The organism is Mesorhizobium sp. LSHC412B00, from assembly GCF_000503035.1.
GTDB lineage: Bacteria > Pseudomonadota > Alphaproteobacteria > Rhizobiales > Rhizobiaceae > Mesorhizobium.
In genome coordinates, this window is the sequence record NZ_AYWB01000008.1 from 240,711 (window position 1) to 260,956 (window position 20,246).

General features: G+C 62.4%; 25 protein-coding genes. 5 read left to right on the forward strand and 20 right to left on the reverse strand.

Annotated elements, in window-relative coordinates; all coding sequences use genetic code 11:
* Window positions 1–4 precede the first annotated feature (4 nt).
* The 7 genes from X757_RS147665 to X757_RS147635 form a co-directional block, all read right to left on the reverse strand.
* Window positions 5–1,420, reverse strand: a complete 1,416-nt coding sequence (locus X757_RS147665; RefSeq protein ID WP_023688617.1) for a pyridoxal-dependent decarboxylase — start codon at window positions 1,418–1,420, stop codon at window positions 5–7.
* An 89-nt stretch (window positions 1,421–1,509) separates the two neighbouring features.
* Complete coding sequence (locus X757_RS147660; RefSeq protein ID WP_023684646.1) at window positions 1,510–2,241, reverse strand: peptidase; 732 nt, start codon at window positions 2,239–2,241, stop codon at window positions 1,510–1,512.
* A gap of 32 nt (window positions 2,242–2,273) precedes the next feature.
* Window positions 2,274–3,068, reverse strand: a complete 795-nt coding sequence (locus X757_RS147655; protein WP_023670966.1) for a transglutaminase family protein — start codon at window positions 3,066–3,068, stop codon at window positions 2,274–2,276.
* Window positions 3,069–3,153: 85 nt separating this feature from the next.
* The gene (locus tag X757_RS147650) at window positions 3,154–4,095 is read right to left on the reverse strand and encodes an alpha-E domain-containing protein (protein WP_023693403.1); all 942 of its coding nucleotides are present in this window, start codon (window positions 4,093–4,095) and stop codon (window positions 3,154–3,156) included.
* Between the two features lie 126 nt (window positions 4,096–4,221).
* Window positions 4,222–5,634, reverse strand: coding sequence for a circularly permuted type 2 ATP-grasp protein (locus X757_RS147645; RefSeq protein WP_023670964.1), 1,413 nt, complete (start codon window positions 5,632–5,634; stop codon window positions 4,222–4,224).
* Window positions 5,635–5,907: 273 nt separating this feature from the next.
* Window positions 5,908–6,144, reverse strand: coding sequence for an Lrp/AsnC family transcriptional regulator (locus tag X757_RS147640; RefSeq protein WP_023670963.1), 237 nt, complete (start codon window positions 6,142–6,144; stop codon window positions 5,908–5,910).
* Window positions 6,145–6,212: 68 nt separating this feature from the next.
* Window positions 6,213–6,824, reverse strand: a complete 612-nt coding sequence (locus X757_RS147635; RefSeq protein WP_023700783.1) for a DsbA family protein — start codon at window positions 6,822–6,824, stop codon at window positions 6,213–6,215.
* 192 nt (window positions 6,825–7,016) lie between these two features.
* On the opposite strand from X757_RS147635, the gene X757_RS147630 reads away from it, so the two are divergent.
* Window positions 7,017–7,433, forward strand: coding sequence for a DUF4864 domain-containing protein (locus X757_RS147630; RefSeq protein WP_023726677.1), 417 nt, complete (start codon window positions 7,017–7,019; stop codon window positions 7,431–7,433).
* 7 nt (window positions 7,434–7,440) lie between these two features.
* Here the strand turns inward: X757_RS147630 and tgt are convergent, their stop codons facing one another.
* From tgt to coaD, 7 genes are all read right to left on the reverse strand, one after another.
* Entirely contained in the window at window positions 7,441–8,571 is a 1,131-nt protein-coding gene (tgt, locus tag X757_RS147625; protein WP_023726678.1) for a tRNA guanosine(34) transglycosylase Tgt, read from the reverse strand.
* The gene (locus X757_RS147620) at window positions 8,564–8,833 is read right to left on the reverse strand and encodes a hypothetical protein (RefSeq protein ID WP_023684641.1); all 270 of its coding nucleotides are present in this window, start codon (window positions 8,831–8,833) and stop codon (window positions 8,564–8,566) included. The genes tgt and X757_RS147620 overlap by 8 nt, the downstream gene beginning before the upstream one ends.
* Complete coding sequence (queA, locus tag X757_RS147615) at window positions 8,823–9,911, reverse strand: tRNA preQ1(34) S-adenosylmethionine ribosyltransferase-isomerase QueA (protein WP_023726679.1); 1,089 nt, start codon at window positions 9,909–9,911, stop codon at window positions 8,823–8,825. Before queA ends, X757_RS147620 begins: the two co-directional genes overlap by 11 nt.
* Entirely contained in the window at window positions 9,911–10,360 is a 450-nt protein-coding gene (locus X757_RS147610) for a DMT family transporter (RefSeq protein WP_023726680.1), read from the reverse strand. Before X757_RS147610 ends, queA begins: the two co-directional genes overlap by 1 nt.
* 12 nt (window positions 10,361–10,372) lie before the next feature.
* Window positions 10,373–10,885: a peptidylprolyl isomerase gene (locus X757_RS147605; RefSeq protein WP_023696509.1), complete on the reverse strand. Its 513-nt coding sequence runs from the start codon at window positions 10,883–10,885 to the stop codon at window positions 10,373–10,375.
* 44 nt (window positions 10,886–10,929) lie between these two features.
* Window positions 10,930–11,424, reverse strand: a complete 495-nt coding sequence (locus X757_RS147600; RefSeq protein WP_245260126.1) for a peptidylprolyl isomerase — start codon at window positions 11,422–11,424, stop codon at window positions 10,930–10,932.
* A 169-nt stretch (window positions 11,425–11,593) separates the two neighbouring features.
* Window positions 11,594–12,094 carry a pantetheine-phosphate adenylyltransferase gene (coaD, locus tag X757_RS147595; protein ID WP_023726681.1) on the reverse strand — a complete coding sequence of 167 codons (501 nt, stop codon included), beginning with the start codon at window positions 12,092–12,094 and terminating at the stop codon, window positions 11,594–11,596.
* Window positions 12,095–12,288: 194 nt separating this feature from the next.
* On the opposite strand from coaD, the gene X757_RS1000000166685 reads away from it, so the two are divergent.
* On the forward strand, window positions 12,289–12,435 hold the full coding sequence (locus X757_RS1000000166685; RefSeq protein ID WP_023712381.1) for a hypothetical protein: 147 nt from the start codon (window positions 12,289–12,291) through the stop codon (window positions 12,433–12,435).
* 56 nt (window positions 12,436–12,491) lie between these two features.
* On the opposite strand, the gene gyrA is transcribed toward X757_RS1000000166685, so the two are convergent.
* Window positions 12,492–15,281, reverse strand: a complete 2,790-nt coding sequence (gyrA, locus tag X757_RS147590) for a DNA gyrase subunit A (RefSeq protein WP_023696506.1) — start codon at window positions 15,279–15,281, stop codon at window positions 12,492–12,494.
* 223 nt (window positions 15,282–15,504) lie between these two features.
* Window positions 15,505–16,356 carry an AraC family transcriptional regulator gene (locus tag X757_RS147585; protein WP_023726682.1) on the reverse strand — a complete coding sequence of 284 codons (852 nt, stop codon included), beginning with the start codon at window positions 16,354–16,356 and terminating at the stop codon, window positions 15,505–15,507.
* Between the two features lie 87 nt (window positions 16,357–16,443).
* Between X757_RS147585 and X757_RS147580 the strand changes: the two genes are divergently transcribed.
* The 3 genes from X757_RS147580 to X757_RS147570 all read left to right on the forward strand — a co-directional run bounded on the left by X757_RS147580 (window position 16,444) and on the right by X757_RS147570 (window position 18,128).
* Complete coding sequence (locus X757_RS147580) at window positions 16,444–16,980, forward strand: hypothetical protein (RefSeq protein WP_023726683.1); 537 nt, start codon at window positions 16,444–16,446, stop codon at window positions 16,978–16,980.
* 34 nt (window positions 16,981–17,014) lie between these two features.
* Window positions 17,015–17,392, forward strand: a complete 378-nt coding sequence (locus X757_RS147575; RefSeq protein ID WP_023726684.1) for a VOC family protein — start codon at window positions 17,015–17,017, stop codon at window positions 17,390–17,392.
* 106 nt (window positions 17,393–17,498) lie between these two features.
* Window positions 17,499–18,128: a MarC family protein gene (locus tag X757_RS147570; RefSeq protein ID WP_023670949.1), complete on the forward strand. Its 630-nt coding sequence runs from the start codon at window positions 17,499–17,501 to the stop codon at window positions 18,126–18,128.
* A gap of 45 nt (window positions 18,129–18,173) precedes the next feature.
* Here X757_RS147570 and X757_RS147565 read toward each other — a convergent pair whose 3' ends face one another.
* The 4 genes from X757_RS147565 to X757_RS12160 form a co-directional block, all read right to left on the reverse strand.
* A complete protein-coding gene (locus X757_RS147565; RefSeq protein WP_023706191.1) occupies window positions 18,174–18,599 on the reverse strand; it encodes an OsmC family protein in 426 nt (141 codons plus the stop codon).
* Window positions 18,600–18,622: 23 nt separating this feature from the next.
* Window positions 18,623–19,021: a DUF2306 domain-containing protein gene (locus X757_RS147560; protein ID WP_023726685.1), complete on the reverse strand. Its 399-nt coding sequence runs from the start codon at window positions 19,019–19,021 to the stop codon at window positions 18,623–18,625.
* 37 nt (window positions 19,022–19,058) lie between these two features.
* Window positions 19,059–19,589, reverse strand: coding sequence for a single-stranded DNA-binding protein (gene ssb / locus X757_RS147555; protein ID WP_023715842.1), 531 nt, complete (start codon window positions 19,587–19,589; stop codon window positions 19,059–19,061).
* A gap of 116 nt (window positions 19,590–19,705) precedes the next feature.
* Complete coding sequence (locus X757_RS12160) at window positions 19,706–20,200, reverse strand: hypothetical protein (protein ID WP_023715843.1); 495 nt, start codon at window positions 20,198–20,200, stop codon at window positions 19,706–19,708.
* Window positions 20,201–20,246: the final 46 nt, after the last annotated feature.

Genomic DNA, 20,246 nt, shown 5'->3' on the forward strand with positions numbered 1-20,246 from the left:
CCTGTCAGTCCTTCGGGGATCTTGCACACTCGCAGATGACAGTGAAGGCGGTATCGACATCGGCCGCGGTTGTCTCGAACTGGCCTGCCTGGAAGCGGATGGCGACCCGCCCATCGACACGCGTCTGCGTCAGGTAGATACGGCCGTCATTGTTGATGGCGTCGACCAGACGCAGATTGTGCTCGTCGCAGTCAGCGCCGGATGCGGCGCGATGCCGGAACGAGAACAGCGACAGCATCGGCTGGCTGGCGAGCTCGAAATCCTCCTCCTCGGCCAGGCGCGCTGCTATGCCTTCGCTCCAGGCGACGTGATTGCGGATCATGGTGCGCAGCGCCTCGAGGCCATGGGCGCGCAGCAGGAACCACAGCTTCAGCGCCCGGAAGCGACGGCCGAGAGGCACCGACCATTCGGAGTAGTTGATGATGCCGTCATGGCCGCGAGTTTTCAGATAGTCCGGCTTGATCGCCAGCGTGCGCACGAGATCCTCCGGCTGGCGGACGAACTGGATCGAGCAGTCGAATTGCGCGCCCAGCCATTTGTGCGGGTTGAAGACGATCGAGTCCGCGCCCTCGACACCGGTCCAGAAATGCCGGTATTCCGGACAGATCATCGCCGATCCGGCCCAGGCGGCGTCGATATGCAGATAGAGCCCCTGGCGTTTGGCCACCGCGGCCACTTCAGCGATGTCGTCGGTGCCGCCGGTGCTGGTGCCGCCGACGCACGCGATGATGCCGGCCGGCAATAGGCCGGCGGCGCGGTCGGCAACAATCGCCGCTTCCAAAGCCGCGGTATCCATGGCGCGGTAGGTGCCAGCGACGGGAATGCGGACGAGGTTTTCCTCGCCAATGCCGGCGACCCAGATGGCGCGGTCGATCGAGGTGTGCACCTGGTCGGAGGAATAGACGCGCAGCCTGCCCTGCCCGGAAAGACCCTTCTTGTTGCCCTGCCAGTCGAGCGTGCGCTCGCGCATGGTCAACACGGCGGCCAGCGTCGCCGATGATGCGGAGTCCTGGATCACGCCGGAAAAGCCTTCGGGCAGGCCGAGCGCCTGGCGCATCCAGTCGACGATGCGCGTCTCAAGCTCTGTCGCCGCCGGCGAGGTCTGCCACAGCATGCACTGCGCGGCCATCGCAGAGACCAGATATTCGGCCACCACCGAGACGGGTGCTGCATTGGCCGGGAAATAAGCAAAGAAACGCGGATGCTGCCAATGCGTCATGCCGGGCACGATCTTGGCTTCGAAATCGGCGAAGATCGTCTCCATCGATTCCGCGGCCTCCGGCGGAGAAGCTTCGATGCTCCTGAAGATCTCGCCCGGCGCTATGGCAGGTCGCACGGGCCGATCGCGAAGGCCGGCGCGGTAATCAGCGCCCCAGTCGGCGGCGCGCCTCGACCAGTCGCGGAATTGCTCGTTGTCCATGGATCCTCCCGACGCGCCGATCAGCCAGCCGTTTGAATTTTGATTAACATGTTAAATAGAGACAGGCAACCGCGACGAAGGTTCCCGCGCTACCCCGGAAAATCCGGCAGGCTGGCAAAGGCCGTCTTCAACGCGTTCGACCAGCCTTCGGAAATAGCACGATAATATCGATCGTCCTGGCCGATGCGCTTTTTCAAACCCACCGTGAACGTGTCCTCCTCCAGGAACAGCAGGTCGAGAGGCAGGCCGACGGACAGGTTCGATTTCAGCGTCGAATCGAACGATACCAGCAAGAGCTTGACGGTTTCAGCCAGGCTCATCGTCCTTTCATAGGCACGGATGATGATCGGCTTGCCGTATTTGGTCTCGCCGATCTGGAAGAACGGCGTGTCGTCGGTCGATTCGATGAAATTGCCCTCGGGATAGATCATGAACAGCCGTGGCGGGCTGCCCTTGATCTGGCCGCCGAGGATGAAGGAGGCGTTGAAATAGGAATCCGCCTTTTCGCCGGCAGGCGACGAGCTGGCGATGACTTCCTTGACGGTGTCGCCGACCAGCCGCACCGTCTGGTACATGGATGGGGTCTCGAGCAGCGTCGCGTGGCGTTCCGCCACCGCCTTTGTGCGCTCGTCGAGCAGGCTGACCACGGCCTGCGTCGTAGCCAGATTGCCGGCCGACATCAGTACGATGACGCGCTCGCCTGGCTCTTCCCAGACATGCATCTTCTTGAAAGTGGAGATCGAATCCATCCCTGCATTGGTGCGCGTGTCCGACATGAACACGAGCCCACGATCGATCTTGAGGCCGACGCAATAAGTCATGGAATCTCTTCAGGCAGCAATCTTGCCGGAGACTACTGCTCTACCGTGACGGTGACTGCAAGCTGTTCCTCCGCCTGTCCCAGTCGAATTCCCGACACCGGCGAGGCGTCGCGATAATCACGGCCGGTGGCTACCCTGACATAGCGTTCATCGGGGGAAATGCCGTTGGCGGCGTCGAAGGCGACCCAGCCGAGACCCTGAACATGGGCTTCGGCCCAGGCATGGCTTGCCGCCTGCTCGATGGCCGCATCCATCATCAGATAGCCACTGACATAGCGGGCCGGAAAACCCATGACGCGGGCTGCGGTGACAAAGATGTGGCTGTGATCCTGGCAAACGCCGGTCTTCAGCGCCAATGCCTCTTCCGCCGGGGTCGTCACGCTGGTGGTGCCCGGCGTGTAGGCGACGCGCTCGACGATCAGCGCCATCAGCCGATGCAGCCTTTCGATGTCGGTACCTTTGCCGACCGCCGCGGCAAGCTCGCTTATGCCCTCGCCGGGGATGGTCAAAGCTGTCTCCTGGCTGAACAGCCACAGTGGCGCAAAGCCGTGATGCGGACCCGAGACGCCTGCTGTGTCGCGCGTGACAACCTCGCCGGAGGCCTCGACGGTGATGAAGTCGCGCTCGCCCTCGACGCTCAACAGCCTGTTATCGTTGCCAAAATGGTCGTTAAAGCGGACTTCCTCTCGCGCGCCCTCGATCTTCAGCGCCCAGGACAAGACGGTCTGCGTCGGTCCGCTGACCGGTAACAGGCGTAGCCGCTGCAACAGATAGTGCACCGGCGCGTCGTAGCGGTATTCGGTACGGTGGGTGATCTTGAGCCGCATGCCTATTTTCCGTTTGTAAGCATGATCTTATCCGAAAACCGGGTCCCACTTGTCGCTAGCGCGGCCCTCCGGTTCGCGATCATGCTCAATTGAACCGGTAATCTTGTGCGATCTCTTCGCCAAGCTTGGTGTTGTCTTGAATGAACCTGGCCAGGAATTCGTGCAGGCCGGCGTCGAATATGTCCTTGATCGACCCTGCCTGCAGCATCGCCTGTGTCCTGTCGACGGTGGCGTGGCAGGCATGACGGTCGCCATAGTCGTCGCCCAGGAACTTCAGATGCTCGGCGAGAAAACGATAACAGAAGGTCAGCGAACGCGGCATGCGCACATTGAGGATCAGATAGTCGGCAATATTGGTCGGTTTGTAGTCGGCCTCATAGACCCAGCGATAGGAACGGTGCGCCGACACCGAGCGCAGGATCGATTCCCATTGGTAGTTGTCGAGGCTCGAGCCGACCCAGGAGATCGACGGCAGCAGCACGTAGTATTTCACGTCGAGGATGCGTGCCGTGTTGTCGGCCCGCTCGACATAGGTGCCGAGCTGCGAGAAGTCGAAGATCTCGTTGCGCAGCATCGTGCCGTAGAACGAGCCGCGGATCAGCGCCGTCTCGCGTTTGATGGCGTCGAGCACACTCGGCAGGTCGCGCTCGTCGATCGGCTTTGCCAGCATGCGCTTCAGGGCCATCCAGGCTTCGTTGATGCTCTCCCAGGTCTCGCGCGTCAGCGCGGTGCGCACCATGCGGGCATTGTTGCGAGCGGTCTCGATCGCCGACATCGTGCTCGACGGGTTCGAGGTGTCGCGCAGCAGGAAGTCGGCGACGTTGGCGGCGGTATAGTCCTTGTATTTCTGCGTGAAGGTGACGTCGGAGCCGGCGCTGAGCAGCACCGAATTCCACTCTTCCGACGCGCTCTGGGTGCGGGTCAGCGCCATGCGAAGGCCGGCATCGACCAGACGCGCCATGTTTTCCGCCCGCTCGATATAGCGGTTCATCCAGTAGAGCCCGTTGGCGGTGCGGCCGAGAAGCATGTGAAGTGGCCCTTCGGGGCTAGTGAGTAGGGAATAGTGAGTAGGGATTAGTAAGCATTTGAATCTCTGTGGAATATGGCATTTCTTGTCCCTCTACTGCCTACTGCCTACTGCCCTATTCCCTACCTAATCGTCCAACACCCACGTATCCTTCGTGCCGCCGCCTTGCGAGGAATTCACGACCAACGACCCCTCCTTCAGCGCCACCCGCGTCAAGCCGCCGGGCACGATCTGGATTCGGTCGGAGACCAGAACATAGGGTCGCAAGTCGACATGGCGCGGCGACAGGCCTTTTTCTGTCAGGATCGGGCAGGTCGACAGCGCCAGCGTCGGCTGGGCGATGTAGTTGGAAGGCTTCGCCTGCAGCTTCTTGGCGAAATCCTGGCATTCCTTCTTGGTCGCAGCCGGCCCCACCAGCATGCCGTAGCCGCCGGAGCCGTGCACTTCCTTGATGACCAGCTCATGGATGTGTTCGAGCACGTATTTCAGGCTGTCGGGCTCCGAGCAGCGCCAGGTCGGGATGTTGCCGAGGATGGCCTTGCGGCCGGTGTAGAACTCGACGATGTCGGGCATGTAGGAATAAATCGCCTTGTCGTCGGCGATGCCGGTTCCCGGCGCGTTGGCGATGGTGATGTTGCCGGCGCGGTAGACGTCCATGATGCCGGGCACGCCAAGGGCCGAGTCCGGCCGGAAGGTCAGCGGATCGAGGAAGGAATCGTCGACGCGCCGGTAAAGCACGTCGATCTGCTTGTAGCCTTCGGTCGTGCGCATAGCGACGTGGCCGTCTACAACGCGCAGATCCTGGCCTTCGACCAGTTGCACGCCCATCTGGTCGGCGAGGAAGGCATGTTCGAAATAGGCGGAGTTGAAGCTGCCCGGCGTCAGCACGGCAATGGTCGGTGCGCCCTTGGTGCTTTGCGGCCGCACTGCCGCCAGCGACTGGCGCAGCAATTGCGGATAATTCTCCACCGGCCGCACCTTGATCTGCTGGAACAGCTCGGGAAAGAGCTGCATCATCGTCTCGCGGTTCTCCAGCATGTAGGAGACCCCCGACGGCGTGCGCGCATTGTCCTCCAGCACGTAGAACTCGTTCTCCGAGATCCGGACGATATCGACGCCGATAATGTGGGTGTAGACGCCGGCCGGTGGCCGCACTCCGATCATTTCCGGCAGGAACGCCTCGTTCCTGGCGATCAGCTCCCTCGGCACGCGGCCGGCGCGCAGGATTTCCTGGCGGTGGTAAATGTCGTCGAGGAAAGCGTTCAGCGCCTGCACGCGCTGCTCGATGCCTTGCGTCAGCCTTCGCCATTCATTGCCGGAGATGATGCGCGGCACGATGTCGAAGGGGATCAGCCGCTCGGAGGCTTCCTGCTCGCCATAGACGGCGAAGGTAATGCCGGTCTTGCGGAAGACGCGCTCGGCGTCCTGCATCTTTTCGGTAAGCCTGGCCGGATCCTGCTCCTTCAGCCAGCGGTCGTAAGCCGTATACGGTTGTCTCAGCCCGGAAACTTCCGGAAGCATTTCATCGAACGCTGCCAATCGCATACTCCCCTGTGACGCCATTTCACTGGCGTCGCGGGAGAAAATCAAGCGCAATCGGTGATTTGGAGGATATCGGCGATCAGTATGTTTCGACTGCCCAAAATTCGGGCAGTCGGAACGGGACCTTAATCAGGCTCTGCCTTGTCGCCGGGCAAGTGCCTGATGCGGCCATAGCAGTTCACCGTTTCATGGCAACGGCGACCTGCCATGGCTTTTTGCTTCGACGCAATTCCGGACGGAAAACCGCTTCACACTTTTCCTGGAATTGCTTTAGAAAGCGCGGAAAGTGACGACCGTGAAGGTGTCCTTGATTCCGGGAATAATCTGTACCTTCTCGTTGACGAAGTGACCAACATCTTCCTCGTCGTCGACGTAGAATTTGGCAAGCAGGTCGTAATTGCCGGCGGTCGAGTAGATTTCCGAGGCGATTTCGGCATCGGCGAGCGCGCTGGCGACCTCGTAGGACTTGCCCAGATCGCACTTTATCTGCATGAAAAACGTCTTCATTGCCGGTCCCGATCAAGCTTCAGCACACAAGCGGCCCTTGTGGCAGACTGCCGCCCGGCTTTCAAGCATCAGGCCGAGCGCGCCTTGGCGACGGCTTGTCTCAGTTCGGACACCGGCATGCCGCGCCGATACAAGTTGCCGCCGATGACCAGGGCTGGCGTGCCGCGCAGCTTGAACGCCGTCGCCTGGACTTCGGTGCGGACAAGGGCAGCGTCGATATCGGGTTCACGGATGGCGAGGTCGGCACGCACCATCGCCACATCGACACCGACGGAAGAAAGGATGTCGTTGGTGCGGCGTTCCGAAAGGCCGCGCTGGTTGGTCATCAGCGCATCGACCGCCGCGCCATAGTGTTCGCCGCTCAGCAGCGTCACCCGCGCCGCGTCGCGCGACACGTCGCCGAAGATCGGCCAGTCCTTCATCACAAGCCGAACGCCGCTGTCCTCTTCCATCAACTTCTTCAGTTCGACGAAGACGAGCTTGCAGATCGGGCACTGATAGTCGACGAATTCGGCGATGGTGACGTCGCCATCGGGGTTGCCGAGCGCTGGAATGGCGGGATCAAAGGCGACTTCCGTGACGGTCGGCCCAGTGCTTGCCCAGGCGGGCAAGGGGGCCAAAACTGCGAGGCTTGCCGCGCCCTTCAGCAAAAGGCGCCGGTCGATCGGCTGCTTGAACATGGTTGTCCCCTGGTTGCGCGAACGGGTCCCACCCGTCCCTACGATGCGCGCCCCGCGTTAAAGGAGGCTTAAGCATGATCATGTGGCACTTGCGTGGCGAATATTGCGGTTGCTGAAACCGTGAGGCTCCGCAAAGCGTATGGTATGATGCGTCCCGGGACAGGTTTTGTTGGGGGACAATGGAGACAGGCCATGCGCCGCACCGCATTCGCAGTCGTTTCATTGCTGTTCGCGTTGTCGGCAGCCCTTGCCGGCGACGCCGAAGTCAAGGCCGGCCAGGCCGTCATCGATGGTCAGTTGAAGGCGCTCATCGCCAATGATGGCGCCAAGGCGTACAGTTTCGCCGCTCCAAATGTGAAGCGCATCTTTCCGACCGTCGACACCTTCATGAACATGGTGACCAACGGCTATCCGCCGGTGCGCCAGCCGCAGAGCTATTCCTTCGGCAAGGTCGAGCAGATGGGGCCAACTTCGATAATCCAGCAAGTGCTGATCGTCGGACCCGACGGCAAGGACTATGAGGCGGTCTACACGCTGGAACAGCAGCCCGACGGCAGCTTTCAGATCACCGGCTGCAGCTTGCGCGCAGCGAATTCGCTCAGTACCTGAGGCCCGGCTACAGCACCGGAATATCACCTCTCGCCCATGCCTCGGAAATCTCAGCCGTGCGCGCCTCAAAGGCCCGGGCCTCGATCGCGGCGCGAATGTCCTGCATCAGCTTCTGATAGTAGGACAGGTTGTTCCAGGTCAGAAGCATCGCCCCCAGCGCCTCTTGCGAGCGCACGAGATGGTGCAGATAGGCGCGAGAGTAGTCGCGCGCGGCCGGGCAGTCGCTCTCCTCATCCAGCGGCCGCGGATCGTCCGCGTGGCGGGCATTCCTGAGATTGACCTTGCCGCGCCTGGTATAGGCCAGGCCATGGCGGCCGGCGCGGGTCGGCATGACGCAGTCGAACATGTCGATGCCGCGCGCCACCGATTTCACGATGTCGTCCGGCGTGCCGACGCCCATGAGATATCGAGGCTTGTCGTCAGGCAATTCCGGACAGGTGATCTCCAGCATATCCAGCATCACCGCTTGCGGTTCGCCGACGGCCAGGCCGCCGACCGCATAGCCCTTCAGCTCCATCGCGCTCAGCGCCTGCGCCGAACGCACCCTGAGAGCTGCGTTGTCGCCACCCTGGACGATGCCGAACATCGCCTTGCCGGGCTGATCGCCGAACGCTGTCTTGCAGCGCTCGGCCCAGCGCAGCGACAGCTCCATCGCGCGCTCGATCTGCTTGAGGTCGGCCGGCAGCGCTGTGCATTCGTCGAGCTGCATCTGGATGTCGGAATCGAGCAGGCCCTGGATCTCGATCGAGCGCTCCGGCGACATCTCGTAGGCAGCGCCGTCAATGTGCGAGCGAAAGGTGACGCCCTTCTCGGTCAATTTTCTGAGCTTCGACAGCGACATGACCTGAAAACCGCCACTGTCGGTCAGGATCGGCTGCGGCCAGCGGGCGAATTCATGCAACCCACCAAGCCGCGCCACGCGCTCGGCGCCGGGGCGCAGCATCAGATGATAGGTATTGCCCAGGATGATGTCGGCGCCGACGCCGCGCACCTGGTCCATATACATGGCCTTGACCGTGCCGCCGGTGCCGACCGGCATGAAGGCCGGCGTGCGGATTTCGCCGCGCGGCATGGTGATGGAACCGCGCCGCGCCTTGCCGTCGGTGGCGAGGATCTTGAAGGTGAATGTCTCAGCCATTGAATTCCTTGTCATGGACAGGCGCGCCTGGCGCCTGCCTGTCGAGCGACTGGCGGTATTGGATGCAGCCGCGCATGAATTTCGGCCATGGCGGCACGGCAATCGATGGATCGGTCTTTTCCGGCAGCAGGTCCCACAGGTTGGGATGATGCCAGCATAAATCATGGCCGGTAGAATCTCGGTGCTGGCGAATGCCGGCACGCAATTTCTTCACTTCGGCGATCAGGCTTTCGCGATCAAAGGCCTGCAGGTCATCGTCCATCGCTCATCTCCGCTCGATAAAGCAGGCTTGCATCTCCGTAGGAATAGAACCTGTAATCGTTCCCGATGGCATGAGCATAGGCCGCACGCATTGTATCTAGGCCGCTGAAGGCCGAAACCAGCATGAACAGCGTCGAACGCGGCAGATGGAAATTGGTCATCAGCAGGTCGGCGGTCTTGAACCGATAGCCCGGCGTGATGAAGATGTCGGTCGGGCCGGACCAGGCGGTCAGCGAGCCATCAGGCCGTGCCGCGCTCTCCAGCAGGCGCAGCGAGGTCGTGCCGACAGCGATGATGCGCCCGCCCCGCGCCTTGGCGCCATTCAGAGCGTCGGCTGTTGCTCCGCTGACCGAGCCGGTCTCGGCATGCATCTTGTGGTCAGCGGTGTCGTCCGCCTTGACCGGCAGGAAGGTGCCGGCGCCGACATGCAAGGTGACGAAGCGGCGTTCGATGCCTTTTGCATCCAGCGCGGCAAACAGCTCCGGCGTAAAATGCAGGCCTGCGGTGGGGGCAGCGACTGCGCCCTCCTCCTTGGCATAGATTGTCTGGTAATCCGTCAGGTCGCGTGCGTCGTCGTCGCGCTTGGAGGCGATATAGGGGGGCAGCGGGATGTGGCCGACGGCGCGCAGCGCTTCGTCGAGAAATGGGCCGGAGAGGTCGAAGCCGAGCAACGCCTCGCCGGCGTCGCCCTTCTCGATCACCGTGGCGTCGAGTTGGCCGAGAAAACAGGAATTGCCGTCATGGCCGAAATGGATGCGGTCGCCGGCGGCGACGCGCTTGCCCGGCCGCATGAAGGCCAGCCAGCGGTCAGGCGCCATGCGCATATGCAGCGTGGCGTCGACCTGCGCCTGCGCTTCGCCGCGCCGCCTGATGCCTCTTAACTGGGCAGGAATGACCTTGGTGTCGTTGAAGACCAGAACATCGCCAGCCCTGAGCAAGGACGGCAGGTCGCCAACCGTGCGATCCGAAAGACCCTCGCCCGGCCTGACCACCAGCATTCTGGCGCTGTCGCGCGGCTCGGCCGGGCGAAGCGCGATGCGCTCCTCAGGCAGGTCGAAGTCGAAGAGGTCGACGCGCATCAGTAGAGCCGGACGAGCAGCGCTCCGGCCAACAGCAGCACCGCGCCGGCGATGCGGCCGAGCGAAATCTCGCGCACCGCCACGCCGAGGAAGCCGACGCGGTCGATCAGCATGCCGGCGAAGAGCTGGCCGGCAACCAGGAACGCCATCAACGCGGCTGCACCGATGCGCGGCGTAAGAATGGTCGACAGGGTGACATAGAAACCGCCGAGCATGCCGCCGGCGATGAACAGCCAAGGTGCCGGCGCCTTCCAGTCGAGCGAGATGTCCTGCAGCCGCACAACGGCAATGGAGATGATACCAAGCACGATCGCGCCCGACAGGAACGAGAAGGCAGCAGCCGCGACCGGGAGCCCCAGGCCGCGCGCCAGCTGCGAGTTGATCGGCGCCTGGACGGCGATGAAGGCGCCTGACAGGATGCCGAGCAGCGACCAGACCACGCCCATCATCGTCGTTTGTCCTTACTTGACGTCGGCCGCGACCTTCAGCGACACGATCTTGTCGGGATCGACCACCGGCTCGCCGCGCTTGATCTTGTCGACATTGTCCATGCCTTCGATGACCTGGCCCCAGACCGTGTACTGGCGGTTGAGGAAGGCGGCATCGTCGAAGCAGATGAAGAACTGCGAATTGGCCGAGTTCGGGTTCTGCGAACGGGCCATCGAGCAGGTGCCGCGGCCATGGTTGGCGTTGGAGAACTCAGCCTTCAGGTCCGGCTTTTCCGAGCCGCCCATGCCCGCACGCGACGGCGCGAAGGTCGGCTTCGACGAATTGCCGAACTTCACGTCGCCGGTCTGCGCCATGAAGCCTTCGATGACGCGGTGGAAGACCACGCCGTCATAGGCGCCTTCGCGGGCCAGTTCCTTGATGCGGGCGACGTGGCCGGGAGCCAAATCGGGGAACAGTTCGATGACGACCTTGCCCTTGGTCGTTTCCAGGATGAGCGCGTTCTCGCGGTCCTTGATCTCAGCCATGTCGTATATCCTTTATCTCAGAAAAACAGATTGATTTGATTGGTTTACTTGTCGGCGGCGATGCGTACCTTGATCATGCGGTCGGGCTCGCTGACCGTGCCGTTGTCGGCCTCGTCGCCCTTCTTGATCTTGTCCACCAGCTCCATGCCGCTGACGACACTGCCAACGATGGTGTACTGGCCATCGAGGTTCGGCGCCGGCGCGAACATGATGAAGAACTGCGAGTTGGCGGAGTTCGGGTCCTGCGAGCGGGCCATGCCGAGCGTGCCGCGCTTGAAATGTTCGCTCTGCGAGAATTCGGCCGGCAGGTCGGGCAGGTCTGAACCGCCGGTGCCGACGGCCTCGGGGCTGAACCCCTTCTTCATGTTGCCGAACTTGACGTCGCCGGTCTGCGCCATAAAGCCGTTGATGACCCGGTGGAATGCGACATCGTTATAAGCGCCTTCACGCACCAGCTTCTTGATCTGCGCGACATGCTTGGGTGCCAGGTCGGGGCGTAGCGCGATGGTGACGTCGCCGTTCTTCAAGGTGATGACCATGGTGTTTTCCGGTTCGGCGGCGAAGGCCGAAACGGATGCGGTCACGAGACCGGCAAGCACGACGAGGAACGAGGCGAGCTTTTTCAGCTGCATAAGGGATCTCCGAAGGTCTTTGTTAGGGTGCATGTCGTTGCCCCAAAAACCGGCATCCACTTTGGGGCGACATGCACTATTTCGCGAATTTGGCGGTGAGCGCACCGGCAACGGCGGCCGGTACGAAGGGACGGATGTCTCCGCCCATCGAGGCTATCTGGCGCACAAGTGTGGCGGTAATGGTGCGTACCGATGGGCTGGCGGGCAGAAAAACCGTCTGCAGTTCCGGCGCCATGGTCTCGTTCATGCCAGCCATCTGCATCTCGTAATCGAGATCGGTGCCGTCGCGCAGGCCTCGGATCATGATCGAGGCGCCATGCTTGCGGGCCGCGTCGATGACCAGCCCGTCAAAGGCGACAACCCTAATGCGGGCTCCGTCGCGGCCGAATTCGGCGTTCGTCGCGGCCTCGATCAGCTTCACCCGTTCGTCGAAGGAAAACAGCGGCGTCTTGCCGGGATGGGTGCCGATCGCCGCATATACCGTGTCGGCGACAGCCAGCGATGCCTTCAGCACATCGAGATGGCCGTTGGTCAGCGGGTCGAAGGAGCCGGCATAAAGGGCGATGCGATCGGTCATGGGAGGTGCTTCTAGCGGGGCATTGGCCGGAAGGCAAATGCGATTGGGAACATCTGCGTGAACCTTTTCGCAGACATGAACGACAGATGAATGCCTTGATCACGAAGACTTCACGCCGCGTTCGCTAGTTTGCACTTCGGAAGATGAAACCAAAACCCGATCTAACCGTTGGATAGGCGCAGGAGAACACGCACATGCTGATCTACATGCTCGCCACCGCAATGACCGTCGCCATGCTGATCGCCACCGCATTCGGATTGCATAGCGAGGCAGAGCGCGTCCGTGTCCGCACAAAGCGGTTCGAAGGTTTCGGCGCTCGCTGGCCCCACCATCGCCCCTGATTTATTGCTAGTTTCTTGTTTGCGCCGGCCCATCGGGCCGGCGTTGTTGCTCAAACCTATTCGGTGCTGTCCGGTACGGCATCTCCGGCGCCGGCCTCAATGACACCCTCTTCGACATCCTCGTCGGCCTGCGGCTCCGAAATCCGTTCGACCGAAACCACCTTCTCGCCTTCGGCGGTGTTGAAGATGGTCACGCCCTTGGTGGCGCGGCTGGCGAAACGGATACCGTTGACCGGCACCCGGATGACCGTGCCGCCATCCGAAACCAGCATGATCTGGTCGTCATTGCCGACCGGGAAAGTCGCCACCAGCTGGCCGATCTCGGCCACCTTCGACACGTCGGTGGCGCGGATGCCTTTGCCGCCGCGTCCGGTCAGGCGGAAATCGTAGGATGACGAGCGCTTGCCGTAGCCATATTCGGTCACCGTCAGCACATACTGCTCATGCGCCTTGAGCTCTTCGTAACGGCTGTCGGAAAGCTCAGTCTCCTCGCCAATCTCCTCATTGGTGAGTGCAATCTCTTCTTCCTCGCCGGTCACCTCGGCGGCAAGCCGCCGCTCCAGTGCTGCCCGCTTGAGGTAGGCGGAGCGTTCCGCCGGTGAAGCATCGACATGCTCGATCACCGACATGGAGATGATGCGGTCGGTCTCGGCCATGCTTATGCCGCGCACGCCGACCGAATTGCGGCTCTGGAAGACGCGCACATCGCCAACGCGGAAGCGGATGCACTGGCCGGAGCTGGCGGTCAAAAGCACATCGTCATTGTCTGTGCAGGTCTCGACGCCGAGAATCTCGTCGCCCTCCTCCTCCAGCTTCATGGCGATCTTGCCATTGCGGTTGACCTGGACGAATTCGGACAGCTTGTTGCGGCGCACGGTGCCGCGCGTGGTGGCGAACATGACGTCGAGTTCGCCCCAGCTGGTCTCGTCCTCGGGCAGCGGCATGATGGTGGTGATGCGCTCGCCCTGCTCCAGCGGCAGCATGTTGATCAGCGCCTTGCCGCGCGACTGCGGATTGCCGATTGGCAGCCGCCAGACCTTTTCCTTGTAGACGATGCCGCGCGAGGAGAAGAACAGCACCGGCGTATGCGTGTTGGCCACAAACAGCCGGGTGACGAAATCCTCTTCCTTGGTCGACATACCGGAGCGGCCCTTGCCGCCGCGGCGTTGCGCCCGGTAGAGCGACAGCGGCACGCGCTTGATGTAGCCGGAATGGCTGACGGTGACGACCATGTCCTCGCGCTGGATCAGGTCCTCGTCTTCCATGTCGGCGCCGCCGTCGGTGAGCTCGGTGCGGCGCGGCGTGCCGAACTCGTCGCGCACGGCGGCAAGCTCGTCCTTGACGATCTGTTGGATGCGGGCGCGGGACGACAGAATGTCGAGGTAATCCTTGATCTCGTCGCCGATGGTGTTCAGCTCGTCGGCGATTTCGTCACGGCCGAGCGCGGTCAGGCGCTGCAGGCGCAGTTCGAGGATTGCGCGCGCCTGTTCCTCGGAGAGGTTGTAGGTGCCATCCTCATTGATGCGATGGCGCGGATCGTCGATAAGCAGAATCAATGACTCCACGTCCCCGGAGGGCCAGCGCCGCTCCATCAACTGCTCGCGCGCCGTCTGCGGATCGGGCGCGGTGCGGATCAGCTTGATCACTTCGTCGATGTTGGCGACGGCTATGGCGAGGCCGACCAGCACGTGGGCGCGGTCGCGCGCCTTGCGCAGCAGGAATTTCGTGCGCCGGCTAATCACCTCTTCGCGGAAGCTGACAAACGCCTTCAGCATGTCGGTCAGGTTCATCACTTCCGGCTTGCCGCCGTTCAGCGCCACCATATTGGCGCCGAAGGAGGTCTGCAGCGGCGTGAAGCGGTAAAGCTGGTTGAGAATGACGTCGGCGACAGCGTCGCGCTTCAGCTCGATGACGACGCGGTAGCCCTGGCGGTCGCTTTCGTCGCGAATGTCGGAAATGCCTTCGATGCGCTTGTCGCGCACCAGCTCGGCCATTTTCTCGATCATCGAGGCCTTGTTCACCTGGTATGGGACTTCCGTGATGATGATCGATTCACGGTCGTTGCCGCGCTGTTCGACATTGACCTTGCCGCGCATGACGATGGAGCCACGGCCCGTCGCATAGGCGCTGTAGATGCCGGAACGGCCGAGCACGATGCCGCCGGTCGGGAAATCGGGACCCGGAATGATCTCCATCAGCGCCGGCAAATCGATCGCCGGATTGTCGATGATGGCGATGGCGCCGTTGCAGATCTCGGCCAGATTGTGCGGCGGGATGTTGGTGGCCATGCCGACGGCGATGCCGCCGGAACCGTTGACCAGAAGATTGGGGAAGCGGGCCGGCAGCACCTTCGGTTCGGTGTCGGATGCGTCATAAGTCTCCTGGAAATCGACGGTTTCCTTGTCGATGTCCTCCAAGAGTTCATGCGCGACCTTGGTCAGCCGCGATTCGGTGTAGCGCATCGCCGCCGGCGGATCGCCGTCGATGGAGCCGAAATTACCCTGCCCGTCGATCAGCGGAACGCGCAGCGACCAGTCCTGCGCCATGCGCACCAAGGCGTCGTAGATCGAGGCGTCGCCATGCGGATGGTATTTACCCATCACGTCGGCGACCGGGCGGGCCGACTTCACATATTTGCGGTTCCAGTGGTAACCGCTCTCATGCGCCGCATAGAGAATGCGGCGGTGAACCGGCTTCAGGCCGTCGCGTACATCGGGCAGCGCACGGCTGACGATGACGCTCATGGCATAAGAGAGGTAGGAGCTCTGCATCTCCTCGATGATGGAGATGGGCTCGATGCCGGTAGGGCCGCCGTCGGCGCCGCGCGGGGGTTTTTGGTCGGTCAAATCGGATCACAATCTAATCAGGAATCACTGACCGCTTATATAGGAAGCACGGCCGAAACTCCAATATTCGTGGTGCTTTTCCAACGACAATTTTGGCGGCAATTTCAAATGGATACCTCTGATTGCGACGATTTGGCCATAACGCATTTCGCCGCCGCACGGGCAAAAGCCTGCGATGGACCGTTTTCAAAGCAAAGAGCGTATCAGGAGGCAGGCGGACGCATCAGCGGGTAGCCACCCGCCGGGCGCGATAGTGGCCAGGCGTCTCACCCATGACGCGCCGGAAACGGCGGTTGAACGTCGACAAATCGTTGAAACCGGCCTCGAAGGCGATTGCCGAGATGGCATCGCCTGACATGCGCAGCCGCACCGCCGCGCGGTGCAGCCGGGTTCTCAGCAGAAACTGATAGGGCGTCATGCCGGCGACCTGCCGGAAGGTGCGCAGGAAATGATACGGGCTGGTCGCCGTCGCGCAGGCAAGCTCGGAAAGCGAGACCGGCCTGTCGGCATTGAGCTCGATCTGCCGCACCGCCTCGGCAACCCGTTTCTGGTCGCGGCGGCTCGGCGGTCGAACGCCAGGCACCGCATCGCTGGCCACAGGCAGTGCTGCGCCGGCAACTGCCAGTGCTGCGCCGGCAATTCGCAGGCCAAGCTCCTCAAAGGCGTCGATGTCGACCATCTCGCGCGCCGCTTCCGCCTCGGCCAGCAGCGATGCGAGCGCCGGCAAAGGCGGCATATGCGGCACGCCGAAGGCGAGCTTGCTCGCGCCGGGCACGTCGCTGGCGATGCTGTCGAGATAGGCCGGAGCGAAGTGGAAGGACAGGCAACGGTCGCCGGCGCCATGCTCATGCCCGCATTCATAGCAGGTGCCGACATTGCCGAGCAGGATCGCGCCCGGCGCCAGCATGGCGGCGCCTTGCCTCGTGCGGTAGCGGAAGGTGCCGCTGGTGACAGCGGCAACGCAGAAGGTGTCGTGCGCCTCCTCGAACGGGCGGTCGCCGGCGCCGGCCGTGCACAGCACGTCGGACACATGCCAGCCCTGCCCCGATGCCAGGCTTTGTTCGCTCGTCGTCATGGCTTGAAAGATAGCAATTTTTCCCAAGCGCGACACCCGGTCGGGGCCTATCGCTTGCAGCCTCCTGACACAACGAAGGCAGCAAGTATGATCGGTACATCCTCCTTTGCCGAAGCGCTCCACAGCGACGGCCCCAATCCCGGCCTGGCTGAAAAGCTGGATCTCTACGGCCGCTTCGTCGGCGCCTGGACATTCGATGCCACGCGCCATCTCGAGGACGGCACGGTTCTCACCGGACGCGGCGAGGTGCATTTCGGCTGGGTCCTGGAAGGCAGGGCGATCCAGGATGTATGGATCCTGCCCGCGCGCGATGCCGGCCCCTCGCCCTCGGTCGGCAGATGGACTTTCTATGGCACAACGCTGCGGGCCTATGATCCCGGCTCGGATGCCTGGCACATCTTCTGGAGCGACCCGCGAAACCAATACTACAGCCGCCAGCTTGGTCGCGCCGAAGGCGACACAATTGTGCAGGTCGGCGCCGACGGCACTGGTTCCTCGGTCCGCTGGAGCTTTTCGCGCATCACCAAAGACAGCTTCCGCTGGCTCGGCGAGCGTTCGCACGACGATGGCAAGACATGGCGTCTCGAAGTCGAGTTCCTGGCGCGCCGCGTCGCCCACGACTGATGACGCAACATATTGCAACAAGGTGACCAAAAGCATGCTTGACCATGTCTCGATCGGCGTCCGCGACACCAACGTTTCGAAGCCCTTCTACGATGCCGCGCTAAAGCCGCTCGGTTATTCCTGCCTCAGCCAGTCGCCAGGCTCACTGGGTTATGGTGCGCAAACCGTGGCGCTGTGGGTGAACGATGCGGCGCGGCCAGTGTCATCGGACGAGAAGTCCGGTCTGCATTTCTGCTTTAGCGCGCCGACGAGGCAGAGTGTCGTTGCCTTCCATGCCGCCGCCTTGCGTGCAGGCGGCAGCGACAATGGCGCGCCGGGCCTGCGCGCCGACTATGGCGAGAACTATTACGCTGCCTTCGTCGTCGATCCCGACGGCTATCGTCTGGAGGCCTATTGCAACGCTGCCGCCTAACACTGACGCCGTCTCCGGTATCGCCATGTCAGACGGTTCCCACCGGTCGGGCTTTGCTCTACCACTATGGTGGCGCAGGGGTCCGGCCCGGCGGGAGGGGTCAGCGATGCCGAGTTTCGACAGCCTGTTCAACGCCTTCGTCACCATTCTGGTGACCATCGACCCGCCAGGTCTCGCGCCGCTCTTCCTCGCGGTGACACGCGGCATGAACCGCGAGGAACGTCAGCAGGTTTCGGTGCGCGCCTCGATCATCGGCTTCCTGGTGATGGCGCTGTTTGCGGTGGCCGGGGCGTCCATCCTGTCGGTGTTCGGCATCACGCTGCCGGCTTTCCGCGTCGCCGGCGGGTTTTTGCTGTTCTTCATCGCGTTCGAAATGGTGTTTGAGCGCCGCCAGGACCGCAAGGAGAAGATCGGCGACGTTGCCATCACCAAGGACATGATCCACAACATCGCGGCCTTCCCGCTGGCGATCCCGCTGATCGCCGGCCCCGGTGCGATTTCGGCGACCGTGCTACTGTCGGGCTCGTTTCAGGGTTTTGCAGCACAAGCGGCGCTGGTCGGCATCATCTTCGTCTGCCTTGCCATCACCTATCTGGTGTTCGTGCTGTCGGAGCGCATCGACCGCATCCTCGGCCAGACCGGCCGCTCGATCCTCACCCGCCTGCTCGGCGTCATCCTGGCCGCGCTTGCGGTTCAGTTCGTCGCGGATGGGATCAAGGCGCTGATGGCGGGGTGAACGGCAGCCCCTGCTCCCTGCTCCCTGCTCCCTGCTCCCTGCTCCCTACTCCACCGCCGTATCGACGACCTCGAAATCGTGGGTGATGACAGCCGTCTTGGCCAGCATGGCCGAGGCCGAGCAGTATTTCTCGATCGACAGGTTGATGGCGCGCTGGACCTTGTCGCGCGACAGCGCGTGGCCCGTGACGATGAAATGCATGTGGATGCGGGTGAAGACTTTGGGGTCGGTTTCGGCCCGGTCGGCGTCGAGTTCTACAACACAGTCCTCGATCGCCTCGCGGCCTTTTTCGAGGATGTGGACGACATCATAGGCCGAGCAGCCGCCGGTGCCGATCAGCACCAGCTCCATCGGGCTCGGACCTGGCGTCTTGCCTTCCGGCCCGGGGGCGGTCCCCAGCACCAGTTTGTGGCCGCTGCCGGACTCGCCGACGAAGGTGCGCTCCTCGACCCATTTAATCCGTGCTTTCACGGCAATCTTCCTTTCAGAAAGCGTCACTGGCCGAAGACGACCGTGTGCATGATCCGCCCCGGCAGCAGCGTGAACACGCCGGCGCCGATCAGGGCGAAAACATACAGCGATATCATCACCCTGCGATGTTTGGCGACCCGATGCATATGCGCGTGCCAGACCGCAAGCGGCACGGCGATCAACACTAAAATCGACAAGAGATGGATCGGGCTGAACGGACCGACGAGGCGTATCTGCTGGATCCAGAAACTGGAGATGGCGACGACCATCATCAGCGCCGCCCAGGCATAGCCGACGACACGATGACGCGTCGTGCCTTTCGGCAGCGCCAGTTGCGTAGCGCCAACGGCCAGCGCGGCAAGGGCCGCGAAGGCGTGCCATGGAATGGGAGGGCGCGCCGATAGAAGCGGTCCGAGCGACATCGCACCCTCTCCTCAGATATTGCTGACTATCGTCAGCTCAGAACGGGATTTCGTCGTCCAGTTCGCGCGACGAGCCGCCGCCACCGCCGCCCTTGGAACCGCCGCCACCGCTATTGCCGCCGCGGTTGAAGCTCTCATTGGGGCCAGACTGGCCGAAATCCGAGCCACGGCTCGCGCCGCCGCCGGCATAGTTGCCGACCTGACCGCCGCCCTCGCCGCGAGAATCGAGCATCTGCAGCTCGCCGCGGAATTTCTGCAGCACGACCTCGGTCGTGTACTTGTCGGCGCCGGTCTGGTCTTGCCATTTGCGTGTCTGCAGCTGGCCTTCGACGTAAACCTTCATGCCCTTCTTCAGGTACTGCTCGGCGACCTTGGCGATCTGGTCATTGAAAATGACCACGTTGTGCCATTCGGTCTTTTCCTTGCGCTCGCCGGAGTTCTTGTCGCGCCAGCTTTCCGACGTGGCGATGCGGATGTTGACGACCGGATCACCGGAATTCAGGCGGCGGATTTCAGGGTCCGCGCCGAGGTTACCGACCAGAATGACCTTGTTGACGCTACCCGCCATGACACTTCTCCGTGCTCATCCGAAACAAATTTCAAGTCGTTCACCTTACAGGCCGCGCACAATCCTGGCTTGCCGCGGCTGGCTTTTCCCACAAGGTTTTTGTTCCCTTTTCGTTCCTATACTGTTAACCACGGATTGTCAAGGAATGGCAGCAATCGCCGACGCGGGCGCGTGGATTTAGCTGACACGCAGGGGCGAGAAGCGGTGTCGTCAGCGCCGTTTTTTAGCTGGTGGCAACGGACCGGAAAAGCCGCTCCACTCCATGCCCATGCATGGGCGCGCTGTGCGATCACGGTTGGCGCCGACATCAGCCCGACTGCAGGTTCAGATTTCAGAGCCGGGTCATTCAGCAATTTCCCGATCGCGCGCCCGTGCCACCACACCTGAGCGACGAGCGCCGCTACCACCGCGATCAGGCCCCAGGTCCCCAATCCTTCGCCGAAGATGTAAATCCCGTATGGCGGGGATAGCGCCGTACCCAGCTTGGCCAACAAGATCACGGCCACGAAACCGATGACGGCGATCGCTCCTATACCGAGTACGAGGCGGCGATAGAGCCTCAGAGCCTCGTTGAGGTTCTCGGCGGACGAAAGATCGACGTTGGAATTCATAAATACTACTCCTGCCTCGCGATGATCGGCCCATCTTGTTCCCCAC

What these genes read in the sequence shown, in the direction of transcription:
- X757_RS147665 (WP_023688617.1), bottom strand. Translation starts at nt 1,420, where the DNA reads ATGGACAACGAGCAATTCCGCGACTGGTCGAGGCGCGCCGCCGACTGG.
- X757_RS147660 (WP_023684646.1), bottom strand. Translation starts at nt 2,241, where the DNA reads ATGACTTATTGCGTCGGCCTCAAGATCGATCGTGGGCTCGTGTTCATG.
- X757_RS147655 (WP_023670966.1), bottom strand. Translation starts at nt 3,068, where the DNA reads ATGCGGCTCAAGATCACCCACCGTACCGAATACCGCTACGACGCGCCG.
- X757_RS147650 (WP_023693403.1), bottom strand. Translation starts at nt 4,095, where the DNA reads ATGCTTCTCGGCCGCACCGCCAACGGGCTCTACTGGATGAACCGCTAT.
- X757_RS147640 (WP_023670963.1), bottom strand. Translation starts at nt 6,144, where the DNA reads ATGAAGACGTTTTTCATGCAGATAAAGTGCGATCTGGGCAAGTCCTAC.
- X757_RS147635 (WP_023700783.1), bottom strand. Translation starts at nt 6,824, where the DNA reads ATGTTCAAGCAGCCGATCGACCGGCGCCTTTTGCTGAAGGGCGCGGCA.
- X757_RS147630 (WP_023726677.1), top strand. Translation starts at nt 7,017, where the DNA reads ATGCGCCGCACCGCATTCGCAGTCGTTTCATTGCTGTTCGCGTTGTCG.
- tgt (WP_023726678.1), bottom strand. Translation starts at nt 8,571, where the DNA reads ATGGCTGAGACATTCACCTTCAAGATCCTCGCCACCGACGGCAAGGCG.
- X757_RS147620 (WP_023684641.1), bottom strand. Translation starts at nt 8,833, where the DNA reads ATGGACGATGACCTGCAGGCCTTTGATCGCGAAAGCCTGATCGCCGAA.
- queA (WP_023726679.1), bottom strand. Translation starts at nt 9,911, where the DNA reads ATGCGCGTCGACCTCTTCGACTTCGACCTGCCTGAGGAGCGCATCGCG.
- X757_RS147610 (WP_023726680.1), bottom strand. Translation starts at nt 10,360, where the DNA reads ATGATGGGCGTGGTCTGGTCGCTGCTCGGCATCCTGTCAGGCGCCTTC.
- X757_RS147605 (WP_023696509.1), bottom strand. Translation starts at nt 10,885, where the DNA reads ATGGCTGAGATCAAGGACCGCGAGAACGCGCTCATCCTGGAAACGACC.
- X757_RS147600 (WP_245260126.1), bottom strand. Translation starts at nt 11,424, where the DNA reads ATGGTCATCACCTTGAAGAACGGCGACGTCACCATCGCGCTACGCCCC.
- coaD (WP_023726681.1), bottom strand. Translation starts at nt 12,094, where the DNA reads ATGACCGATCGCATCGCCCTTTATGCCGGCTCCTTCGACCCGCTGACC.
- X757_RS1000000166685 (WP_023712381.1), top strand. Translation starts at nt 12,289, where the DNA reads ATGCTGATCTACATGCTCGCCACCGCAATGACCGTCGCCATGCTGATC.
- X757_RS147585 (WP_023726682.1), bottom strand. Translation starts at nt 16,356, where the DNA reads ATGACGACGAGCGAACAAAGCCTGGCATCGGGGCAGGGCTGGCATGTG.
- X757_RS147580 (WP_023726683.1), top strand. Translation starts at nt 16,444, where the DNA reads ATGATCGGTACATCCTCCTTTGCCGAAGCGCTCCACAGCGACGGCCCC.
- X757_RS147575 (WP_023726684.1), top strand. Translation starts at nt 17,015, where the DNA reads ATGCTTGACCATGTCTCGATCGGCGTCCGCGACACCAACGTTTCGAAG.
- X757_RS147570 (WP_023670949.1), top strand. Translation starts at nt 17,499, where the DNA reads ATGCCGAGTTTCGACAGCCTGTTCAACGCCTTCGTCACCATTCTGGTG.
- X757_RS147560 (WP_023726685.1), bottom strand. Translation starts at nt 19,021, where the DNA reads ATGTCGCTCGGACCGCTTCTATCGGCGCGCCCTCCCATTCCATGGCAC.
- ssb (WP_023715842.1), bottom strand. Translation starts at nt 19,589, where the DNA reads ATGGCGGGTAGCGTCAACAAGGTCATTCTGGTCGGTAACCTCGGCGCG.
- X757_RS12160 (WP_023715843.1), bottom strand. Translation starts at nt 20,200, where the DNA reads ATGAATTCCAACGTCGATCTTTCGTCCGCCGAGAACCTCAACGAGGCT.